This is a genomic window from Thermostichus sp. OS-CIW-26 (assembly GCF_054058395.1).
This window is the reverse complement of the sequence record NZ_JBSSAG010000019.1, coordinates 45,669-55,778: the sequence shown is the minus strand read 5'-3', so window position 1 is coordinate 55,778 and position 10,110 is coordinate 45,669. Positions and strand designations below refer to the sequence as shown.

7 protein-coding genes and 2 pseudogenes are annotated in these 10,110 nt (G+C 58.7%); 4 read left to right on the top strand and 5 right to left on the bottom strand.

The window, feature by feature from the left end:
* Nucleotides 1–276: 276 nt before the first annotated feature.
* Nucleotides 277–762, bottom strand: a complete 486-nt coding sequence (locus ACVW0C_RS09085) for an ureidoglycolate lyase (RefSeq protein ID WP_011431703.1) — start codon at nucleotides 760–762, stop codon at nucleotides 277–279.
* A gap of 215 nt (nucleotides 763–977) precedes the next feature.
* Between ACVW0C_RS09085 and ACVW0C_RS09080 the strand changes: the two genes are divergently transcribed.
* The 3 genes from ACVW0C_RS09080 (at nucleotide 978) to ACVW0C_RS09070 (ending at nucleotide 5,634) form a co-directional block, all read left to right on the top strand.
* Entirely contained in the window at nucleotides 978–1,769 is a 792-nt protein-coding gene (locus tag ACVW0C_RS09080; RefSeq protein ID WP_457385022.1) for a hypothetical protein, read from the top strand.
* Nucleotides 1,770–1,995: 226 nt separating this feature from the next.
* Entirely contained in the window at nucleotides 1,996–2,637 is a 642-nt protein-coding gene (locus ACVW0C_RS09075) for an ABC transporter permease (RefSeq protein ID WP_011431701.1), read from the top strand.
* A gap of 18 nt (nucleotides 2,638–2,655) precedes the next feature.
* A complete protein-coding gene (locus ACVW0C_RS09070) occupies nucleotides 2,656–5,634 on the top strand; it encodes an ATP-binding protein (protein ID WP_457385020.1) in 2,979 nt (992 codons plus the stop codon).
* A 3-nt stretch (nucleotides 5,635–5,637) separates the two neighbouring features.
* On the opposite strand, the gene ACVW0C_RS09065 is transcribed toward ACVW0C_RS09070, so the two are convergent.
* From ACVW0C_RS09065 to ureC, 3 genes and pseudogenes are all read right to left on the bottom strand, one after another.
* Nucleotides 5,638–6,897, bottom strand: coding sequence for an ABC transporter substrate-binding protein (locus tag ACVW0C_RS09065; protein WP_457385019.1), 1,260 nt, complete (start codon nucleotides 6,895–6,897; stop codon nucleotides 5,638–5,640).
* Nucleotides 6,898–6,942: 45 nt separating this feature from the next.
* Complete coding sequence (locus tag ACVW0C_RS09060) at nucleotides 6,943–8,049, bottom strand: ABC transporter ATP-binding protein (RefSeq protein ID WP_457385017.1); 1,107 nt, start codon at nucleotides 8,047–8,049, stop codon at nucleotides 6,943–6,945.
* Nucleotides 8,050–8,099: 50 nt separating this feature from the next.
* Nucleotides 8,100–8,462 (bottom strand): annotated as a pseudogene (ureC, locus tag ACVW0C_RS09055) (urease subunit alpha); the annotation flags it as partial.
* A gap of 74 nt (nucleotides 8,463–8,536) precedes the next feature.
* Here ureC and ACVW0C_RS09050 point away from each other — a divergent pair.
* Nucleotides 8,537–9,748 carry an RNA-guided endonuclease InsQ/TnpB family protein gene (locus tag ACVW0C_RS09050; protein WP_457385015.1) on the top strand — a complete coding sequence of 404 codons (1,212 nt, stop codon included), beginning with the start codon at nucleotides 8,537–8,539 and terminating at the stop codon, nucleotides 9,746–9,748.
* 2 nt (nucleotides 9,749–9,750) lie between these two features.
* On the opposite strand, the pseudogene ACVW0C_RS09045 reads toward ACVW0C_RS09050, so the two are convergent.
* A pseudogene (locus tag ACVW0C_RS09045) lies at nucleotides 9,751–9,837 on the bottom strand (hypothetical protein); the annotation flags it as partial.
* Nucleotides 9,838–10,110: the final 273 nt, after the last annotated feature.

Sequence of the window (10,110 nt, the reverse complement as noted above, 5' to 3'; positions counted from 1 at the left end):
AGAGAATCGACAAGTGCGGGGAGTCCATGTATCCCGACGCTGATGCTTTGCATACAGCGCGGGACTTATAGCTCCCCGCGCCCCTCCTTTGTTAAGCCCAAGTCAAGGAACGCTCACCCAAGTCGGCTACATCCACTAGGACTGGGATCCAAGCCCACTTTCTCTCTCCACCCATAGTGGAGTACGGATCCCCACAACTCTTCTTGCGCTCAAGCGAAAGATTGCTGTGATCAATGCTGCTTTTTGCCCGATTGATAAGGGATCCCCAAAAGCTTGTCAGGGGGTGATCTGGAACTCCAGGTTGTAGGTTTGGAGTAAGTTTATGGTTTCGTGATCGGTGATGTTGGTGTCGGCCAGCTCCAAGTTGTAGAAATCGATGAACTCTTCGTGGTCAAAATAGGGGCCGGCATGCCAAGTGCCCATCTCCAGCTTGATAAAGCGATCCCCAGGCACCCGAAAGGCTTGAATCTGATCCACGTGCAGCTCATCGGCAGGAGGTGCAACACCAATAAACCACTCCTTGCCATTCAGGGATCCCAGGCACTGGGTGCAGCGGATGTGGTGGGTGATCTGAGTAAACTTGAGGCCGCGGCGAGGCAAGCGCATGATGTAAAAGCGGGGCTGCCCTTGATTCAAGAACAACTGAGCATCTTGACTGTCGAAGGGTTTGTGATCGGGAGTGGGGCAAATGACCTGTCCGTAGGGGGCAAAGTTTTCCGGTTCAGCGAGATGGGCCTTCAGTTGGCGCAATTGGCTGGTCACCCTGCTCTTCTCCTTTGCGTTTGACGAGCTGTCTTGTGTCTCACTGTTGCCCTACAACGTGAGCACGAGGGCGTGAAGACGCAAACAGCCCAGCGAACCCCATTCTATCGAGACTTGGCCAGGCAGCTTCCCTTCTGGGAAGGGATCCCTGAGCAAGCCCAAGCTGCTCAAGGTCGCAAGTACAATGGGAAAACTTCCCAGCCTCAGCAGAGCAAATGGCGATGCAGCGGGACTTACAAGAGCTGATCATCTCCCCAGCTCAAGTTGAAAGCCTCTCTCAAGTGCCGGTGGCTTGGTTGTATCGGCCTCAGCCTGCTCGTCGCTTTAAGGATCGCCTGCGCCAGTTCTCCGCTTTCTGGGATCTCCTACGCTTGCTGGTGACGCTGGACTTGTTCTTGCGTTTCTTGACCTTCTGGACAGGGGGATCCCTGCTGACTCTGGTGGGGCGGATTTGGATCCCTGGCCTACAGGCCACTTGGGGCACTTGGCTGGTGGAATGGGGGATCCTGGCGGCCATTGCCGCTCTGGGCCAAGCCTATTGGATTTTCCGCAGCCGCCGCATGCCGCTGCTGTTGAATTTGCTGGGGGAGGTGGATCGCTACAACCGAATCATCCAGGCCATCCATGTCAACGACCAGTTGGTGGAAGCGGGCAACCCCGAGGTGAAGCTGGCCCAGAGGGCTGAGGTGATCGAAGCCCTGAAACTGACCCGGGCCGATCTCATTCGCGCCTTGAAAACCGAACGGATCTTGCGGCAAAACGAAGACCTGATCGAGCAGCAGAGCGAGTTCTTTGGAGATAACTTGGCAGCGTTGACAGCTCTGCAGGTGAGCGAGCAGGCCAGCGAACAGGGTCGTATCCTGGAGACTGCTTTACAGATTGCTCTGCAGGTGCGCTCGCAAATCCGCCGCTTACAAGAGCGAGAAGCCAACCAGGCCCCAAGCAGGGATCCAGACAAGATTGAGAAAGATCAGCAGGATAGAGATGGCAACTCAGATGGGCAGTGAAACAGATGGTTATTTTTGTCGGCAGGCGGCGCTGTGGGTTCTAATCCTTGGGAGAAAGTTGAGGTTGATTGCACCGCGTTAGCAGGTCGGAGACCGAAATTGGAGTGACCCCATCTCCCTGATTGGTGCTAAATCCCCGCTCTGCACTATTCCGCACTGTCAAGATCGCCTGCCGGCGCTACACTGGGGCTTGTCTTGGATCCCTCTGTCATCCACACACCTCTAGATGAGCCTTTTGGCCCGCTCCCTGGCCTACGCCCAGAACCACAGCGACATGCTGTTTCAAGCTTTCGTCCAACACCTGCAACTGGTGGCGGTGCCTTTGGGAATGGGGCTGCTGTTGGGTTTGCCGCTGGGTTTTTTCAGCTCCCGCTCCCAGATGCTTTCTCTGGTGGTGATCAATGCGTTTAGCAGCCTGCGGGTGATCCCCAGCTTGGCCATTTTGTTTTTGGCTATCCCCTATTTCGGCCTCAGCTTCCGTTCGGCAGTTGTGGCTCTAACCCTTCTGGCTTTGCCCCCCATTCTGATCAGCACGGATGTGGCCTTCCGCAGCCTTGAGCCGGCCCTGCGTGAAGCTGCCCTGAGCATGGGCATGACTCCTGGCCAGGTACTGCGGCACGTGGAGATCCCTTTGGCTTTGCCGGTGATCTTGGCTGGTGTTAAAACGGCTACCATTGAGGTGATTGCCAGTGCTACGCTAGCAGCGTTTATCGGCGCAGGAGGGCTGGGTACTTTTATCACCCTGGGGTTTGCTCTCTATGACAACGCTATCTTGCTGGTGGGGGCGGTTCCAGTGGCCCTTCTGGCTATTGCGGCCGAGATCGGCCTTGGCACTCTGCAGCGGGCTTTGGAACCTCCCCAAGCCTGAGGTTCTGTGAGGGATCCCATGCCGTCTTCCTCTAGTTCTTCTGAAGTGCGATCCCGGTGGCCTTTCCGCTCCATTCCTTTGCGGGTGGCGTTGCTGCTGCCCCTAGTGCTCTCAGTAGCAGGGGGAGTGGGGGGAGTGGCCTATCTCTCCTGGCAGGGCGGGCGACACCTGGCGCTGCGCTTGACGGAGCAACTGAGGCGGGAAGTTACCGACCGCACCGAAGAGCATCTTGCCAGATATTTGCAAATTCCCCTTCAGATCAATGCCCTCAATCAAGGGGCAGTGAGGGGGGGGCTGCTGCCCGATTTGACAACCCCCAGCCCAGCCGATCTAGAGGTGCTGGAAGCTCACTTTGCCCGCCAGTTGCAGCCATTTCCTGAGCTCAGCTATGTCGGCTTTGTCTCGGCTCAAGGGGGGTTTGTGATCGCCCGCCGTCACGCCGATGGGTCGATCTGGACTTACCACACCCCCGGCCTCTTGCCGGGATCCGCCCAGGGCCGCCAACGGGATCCAGAGACAGGGGATCCCACTGGCCTGAGGAGGCAGTTAGGCTTTGTGGATTTGAGGCGGTTGTTCTGGTTTCCCCAGCTCCTGCAGTCGGAAGGGATCCGCGACACTTGGGTGGTAACCCGATTTTTTGCGGAGCTTCCTGCCCAGGATCCAGAGCGGCTGATCCTGACGTCCCTATCCCTGACCGACTCGGGGGGGCGGGTTTACGGCAGCTTATTGGCTTCCCTGTCCATTCAGCAGCTTCAGGCTTTTCTGGAACGAGTACAAGGCAGCTCTGCTGTGGGGGTGAGCTTTCTGCTGGACGAAGAGGGGCAAGTGGTGGCCAGTACGGCGGGGCCTGCTCCCCATCCGCTGCTGGTGGCTGTGCAAGAGCAGGTGGGCTCCTGGGGGACGGCCTCTTCCCAAGATTCGCTGCGCCTCGTGGTTGGCGGGATCCCCTACTGGGCGGAGGTGGAGTCCCTCCAGAGTAAAGGGAGGCTGGGCTTTTATTTTGTGCATGGGATCCCAGAGGCAACCCTTCTGGCCGAAGTCCATCGGGGCGCCCAACAGGCTGCGCTGCTGGGGGGTGGGCTATTGCTGAGCATGCTGGGGACAGGGATCCTCCTCGGCGAAGCTCTCTCCCGTCCCCTGCGCCGCCTCACCCAAGTAGCCGAGCAATTTATACACAGCGGTTTCCAGCCCTGGCCTCCTTTGGATCCCGGCCCCATCCAGGAGGTGCAGACGCTAACCAAAGCCTGGCAGCAGGCGGCAGCAGCTCAGCAGGCCCTGCTGGATCGTCTCTGGCAGCAGCAGCAAGAATACCGCGCCGTGGTGGAACAGCAGACGGAGCTCATTTGTCGCTTTCGGCCCGATACCTGCATCACCTATGTCAATCCTGCCTATTTGCGCTTCTTCGGTCGGCGGGCAGAGGAGGTGGTGGGCCAACCTTGGCGGGATCGGCTGCCGGAAGAAGAGCAGGCTAAGGTGTTGCAAGCTTTTGCTGCTCTCACGCCTGAGCATCCTTTCTACTGCAGCGAGCGGGAGTATCCCGGAGAAAACGGCCAGTCCCGCTGGATTAGCTGGGTAGATCAGGGCATTTTCGACAGCCGAGGCCGCCTGGTGGAGATCCTATCGGTGGGGCGGGAGATCACCGAGCAGAAACGGGCAGAACAGCAGTTGCAGGCCCTCAACCGCGAGCTGGAAGCCCAGGTGGAGCTGCGCACGGCCAAGCTGCAGCAGGCTTTTCGCTTTGAGGCGATGCTGCGCGCCCTCAGCGGCCAGATGGTGGCCAGCCTGAATGAGGGGGAAATTCTGGAAGAAGTGGTCAAAAGCCTGGCCGAGGCACTCAACCTAAGCGGCTGCCATATCCTCTTGCTCTCAGACGATGGATCAACCTGGATCCCTGGCTACTGCTACTCCCCCTCTCTCTCTTCTGACGTGGCTCAAGATGGCGGGGCGGATCCCTTGCATGGGCCAGACTACGCCAGTGACCCGGAGTTCTTGCGCCTGCTGCAGTCCCATTCTTCCTCACAGCAGAAATGGAAAATCCACTGCTGTTGTCGGAAGGAAGGACGCTGGGTGCGGCTGCTGGCCTGCACCCTTTGGGACAAAGAGAAGCGGCTGGGAGCTTTGCTGTTGGAGCGGCTGCCGGAGCAAGAGTTTTCCGAAGACGAGATTCAACTGGCCTATCAGGTGGCCAACCTATGTGCCCTGGCCATCCGCCAAGCCCGTTTGTACCAAGCAGCCCAAGCGCAGGTGAAGGAATTGGAGCGGCTGAATCTGCTGAAGGATGATTTCCTCAGCACCGTCTCGCACGAGCTGCGCACCCCCATGACCAATGTGCGCATGGCCTTGCAAATGCTGCAAATGACCCGCGATAACCCCGAGAAACAGCGGCACTACTTCACCATTGCCCTGAAAGAGTGCAACCGGCAAATCGAGCTCATTAACGACCTGCTGGATATGCGACGGCTGGGAGCCGGGACGTATCTGCTGCAACCAGAGAATATTTTTCTGCCGCGGTATTTACAAGATTTGCTGGCCGGGGCTCAGCCTTTGGCCCAAGCCAAACATCAACACCTGCAACTGCACCTGGAGGCAGGGATCCCCTCGCTTTGGGCCGACCCCACCTGCTTGGGGCGCATTCTGCGCGAGCTGCTGCACAACGCCATCAAGTACACGGCCCCCGAGGGATCCATCCACCTGCGGGTTGTCTCAGAAGGGCAGGGGATCCTCTTCGTCTGCAGCAACAGCAGCGAGATCCCAACAGCAGAGCTGCCCCGCATCTTCGAGAAGTTCTACCGGATCCCGCAATCGGATCGCTGGAAGCACGGCGGCACCGGCCTGGGGCTGGCTTTGGTGAAGCAACTGGTGGAGCACATGGGGGGGAATATCTCCGTCAACAGCTCGGATGGATGGACGCATTTCCAAGTTTGGTTGCCCCAAGGTGAGGATCCTGCTCCGCCATTGCCCGCAATGTCGGATCCCCAAGAGAGAGAGGCTGGGTGACCCCTATCCCGGCAAGACTTGTTGCTGCCAGAGGGCCTCCAGTTGCACCGTGTATTCGGAGTTCACGATGGGCACTGCCCCAGCAATGGCCTCTTGAATGGGGATCCCGGCAGCAGCCTCCAGCTGGGCAAAAGCTGTTTGGTAGTCGGCAGACAACCGGCTGACATCAATGAGCGGCAGATCCCCCCAAACCTCCGGCTTGAACTTTTCCAATTGCCCCTCCGGGCTGGCCAAGACCTCTGCCAAGACCATCGCCCCCCAAGGATTGGCCGCATTGATGGGAATGGCCGTGAACGAGGGATCGATCAAGCTGGTGCCCGGGATCCCATAGGGGGTGGTGCTGGGAGGAAATTGGCCGTTGCCCTTGCGTAAGATCACCTGATCGATAAAGGTGGGGATGAGCCACACTTCGCCGTTGGCAAAAAGCTCCGCCAGGCGGGCAAAGGTGGGCGGGTAGGTTTGGCCCTGTCTCCACAGGAAGGGATCCAGCTTTCTCAGGTATTCCACCAGGGCAGGGGATTGTCGCGCCCAGAGATCGGCATCGAAGTCCGGCCCGCTGTACTGAGCATAGCCCCCGGTCACACCATAGAAGGCGCTCAACAAAAAGCGGCTGCCATGAAAATCCGGCGGGGCCACGTAGGTAAATCGCCCTGGGTTGGCCTCTGCCCAAGCCAACAGTTCGGCGTGGCTCTGGGGGGGATTGGGTACCCGTTCGGCATCATAGGCCATCAAAAAGTAGTTGCCGGTGTAGGGTGCAGAATAGCCCTCGGTGGGCAGGCCAAAATCCGTTGCAATATCGGCGGGATCGTAGAAGGGCAAGCTGGGCAATTTCTCAGCAAAAGGGCCGAAGAGCAAATTCCCCTGCTTGAGGGTGCGGAAGTTGTTGCCATTGATCCAGATGAGATCGATGCTGCCGCCGCTGCGCAGACCGGCCTGCACCTCCCCAATCACCTTGTTGACTGCTTCAACGGTATCCGTGAGCGGGATCCGGTTCAAGCGAACGCCATAACGCTCCTGCAACTGGCTTTTCACCCAGCCATCCACGAAGCCATTGATGGCCTCGCTGCCGCTCCACATGGCCCAGTTGACAGAGCTGCCCCGCGCCCGCTCCAGAATATCCGCCCAGCTCAGGGATCCCAGATCTACCGAACTCTGTGAGGTATTCTGGGCCAACGGAGAGCCTTGACTCAACGCCCAAGCTCCCAGGGATCCCAGGCCGGCCAATACCTGCCGTCGCTTCCAGAAAACGCTTTTGGGTTGCATAGCCTTGCCTCCACCCCCATCCAACTTTCAGGTTCCAGATTCAACTTAAACTCTTCCCTCTTCCTTGGGGAAAGGGGCTGGGGGTGAGGGATCCCCGCCAATCTCCACAGGCCACAGAGCCTCTGTCGGCAAGTGGATCCACACCGTCTGCCCCGGCGCAAACACTTGGTGGGGAGCCACCCAAGCCTGCAGACTGCCCCAAGGGGTTTGTAAGGTCAGCCGTCGCTGGGTGCCCGCAAAGCGTTCCGCCATCACCTGGGCCAAGAAAACATTGTCGGCCAAGCCGGGCGGCTGGGGAAGCACCTGCACCTGTTCCGGACGCACCGTCAGCCGCACCTGACCTTGAAGTGGCACGGCGCTTTTCAAGCGGATCCCGTTGTTGAGGCGAAGTTGGTGACCCTCCGCCTGCGCATCGAAAAAATTGACCCCGCCAAAAAAGCGGGCAATGCGCTCGGAGCGCGGCTGCTGATAGAACTCCACAGGGGATCCCACCTGGTGTAGCTGCCCCTCAAACATCAGGCCGATGCGTTGGGCCATGGCTGTGGCTTCTGCTTGATCGTGGGTAACCAGCACCGTCGTCACCCCTGTTTCCGCCTGCAGCTCCAGGATGAGGGCCTGCATCTCTTGGCGCAGGTTGGCATCCAGGGCCGATAAAGGTTCATCCAACAGCAGCACCTTGGGCCGAATCACCAAAGCCCGCGCCAGGGCCACCCGCTGCGCTTGTCCGCCAGAAAGCTGACTGGGCCGACGCTGAGCAAACCCGGCCAATTGCACCCGCTCCAACATGCGCCAGGCGGCAGCCTCCCGCTCTGCCCGGGGAATGCCCCGCATTTTCAGGCCAAAAGCGACATTCTCCCCCACGCTCAGGTGGGGAAACAGGCGGCTGTGTTGGGACAGCAAAGTCACGCCGCGCCGTTCCGGCGGCAGAGGGTTGAGGGGGATCCCGTCCAGCCAAATTTCCCCCGGATAGGGCAAGGGATCCGGCTCCAGCAGACCGGCGATGAGATTGAGGGTGGTGGACTTGCCGCAGCCCGATGGCCCCAGCAAGGCAAAGATCTCCCCTGCTTCCACGCTCAAAGACAAATCCCTGAGGACAGGGATCCCTCGCTTGTGGAAGCGCTTGCTGAGGTGGCGGAGAACAAGGTGGCCCATGCTTGGGTTACCGATCAAACGCTCAATAGAGCTCTCAAACTCTCCCAAAATTAGAACAGAAAGTACCGTTGTGCCATGGGCAGCACCTCTGCCGGCTCGCAGGTGAGCAATTCTCCATCGGCCCGCACTTCATAGGTCTCCGGGTTCACCTCAATGTGGGGAGTGGCGGTATTGAGTTTCAAATCCGCTTTGCCGATCTCGCGGCAATTTTTCACCGCTACGGCCCGGCGCTGGATCCCCAGTTTTTCCGGGATCCCCAGGTCTAGGGCAGCCTGGGAGACAAAGAGCAGGCTGGTCTCGGTCAAGGCGCGGCCAAAGCTGCCGAACATGGGGCGAGGGTACACCGGCTGCGGGGTTGGAATGGAAGCATTGGGATCCCCCATTTGGGCGTAGGCAATCAGGCCCCCCTTCAGCTAGAAATCGCAGGAGCCCCGCACTGTACCCGTAGGGTCAGTGCCGGGAGGAATGCGGAAGTTATGATAGAACCATGACCCAAGTCCTGACCGTATCCTGCAAGCTCAAGGCGTACCAGTCGCAAGCCGCCAAATTGGAAGCGACTTTGGAGGCTTTTGGCCAAGCCTTGAATTGGGTCAACCAGAACACGCCGGAGAAAGTCGCCAACGCCGTTAAGCTCCAGTCTCTGTGCTACCGCGAAATCCGTGCCCGGTTCGGCTTGTCCAGTAACTTGGCTCAGCAGGTCTGCAGACGGCTGGCCGGTGCCCGTAAAGTTGCCCGACAGAAAAACCGCCCCGTCAAAGCGTTCAAGAGAGGCTTTGCGACCTACGACGCTCGTATCTTTTCGTTTCGCGAGAAAGACTGGTCGGTGTCGCTGACCACGGTGGAGGGTCGGGAGCGCTTTGAGCTGGCGATTGGCCGCTACCAGAGAGAACGGCTGGCGGGCTCCAATCCCAAATCTGCCACTCTGGTCAAGCGCAAAGACGGTTCCTACTCTATTCAGATCTGTGTGGAAGCGGAGCCATCCCCACCGCAAGGCACGGGTAGAGTGCTGGGGGTGGACTTGGGGAGGACGGATATTGCCCATACGTCAGAAGGGGATAACTGGAATGGACAGCAGTTGAACAGAGTCCGAGACCACTACTCCAAGCTGAGGGCGGCACTCCAACGCAAAGCCAGTAAGGGCACCCGCAGTTCGCGGCGCAGATGCCGTCAACTGCTGCAACGGCTGTCTGGCAAGGAGAGACGCTTTCAGGCGTGGGTCAATCATCGCATCTCCAAAGCTATTGTCTCTAGGGCAAAGGAGACAAATAGCGCTATTGCCCTGGAAGACCTGACAGGGATCCGGGAAAGGGTCAATCAACAGCCGCGCAGCAAAGCCGAGCGGCGCAGGGCCAACAGTTGGGCGTTCTACCAACTACGTCAGTTTCTGGAATACAAGGCGAGGGCTGCAGGGGTTTCTCTGGTTCTTGTGCCGCCTGCCTACACGTCGCAGACCTGTCACCGGTGCTTACACATCCACCCTGAGCAGGGCAAGTCCTACCGCAGTGGCAAGTCGTTCAAGTGTGGGCACTGTGGATGGGGAGGAGATGCGGATTTGAATGGTGCGAATGTGATTGCGCTTTTGGGGGCTGTCGTAAACCAGCCTAGAGGTTCGGGCCTGTTTTGTTCTCTGGTAGAGCAGAGCAGGCTCAGGGCTACTGAAAGCCCGCTCTGTAACGCTTTAGCGGTCGGAGTCGGGTAGTTTACTTCGGTATCCGCCAGGCGCACCCGATCCCCTACGGTGGGGCCGTAGTTGCTGACGTATTGGCGACGGGGAATCTCTAGGGTCATAGGGTGGTATCTGCAAAAGGGCTGCCAGGGTTTTACCACACATCCCCACCCAGGGGATCCCTTGCTGCTTGTTGTCTGGTTTCAACCCTTCATTAGAACCCATTGGGTCGACTGAAAATTCGTTACATATATTTACATCTATGATCGAAAGAACAATTGCCAATCGACTCCAGCCTCGATGGGACAAGGGATCCCTCGTTTAATTATTGTGAAGCAACTGAGGGCTCACAAACCCTGACCTATAATGCCAGGTAAGTCCTGCCCTGGGGGAAT

Coding starts and splice junctions, on each gene's coding strand:
- ACVW0C_RS09050 (WP_457385015.1), top strand. CDS start 8,537: ATGACCCAAGTCCTGACCGTATCCTGCAAGCTCAAGGCGTACCAGTCG.
- ACVW0C_RS09075 (WP_011431701.1), top strand. CDS start 1,996: ATGAGCCTTTTGGCCCGCTCCCTGGCCTACGCCCAGAACCACAGCGAC.
- ACVW0C_RS09065 (WP_457385019.1), bottom strand. CDS start 6,897: ATGCAACCCAAAAGCGTTTTCTGGAAGCGACGGCAGGTATTGGCCGGC.
- ACVW0C_RS09060 (WP_457385017.1), bottom strand. CDS start 8,049: ATGGGCCACCTTGTTCTCCGCCACCTCAGCAAGCGCTTCCACAAGCGA.
- ACVW0C_RS09070 (WP_457385020.1), top strand. CDS start 2,656: ATGCCGTCTTCCTCTAGTTCTTCTGAAGTGCGATCCCGGTGGCCTTTC.
- ACVW0C_RS09080 (WP_457385022.1), top strand. CDS start 978: ATGGCGATGCAGCGGGACTTACAAGAGCTGATCATCTCCCCAGCTCAA.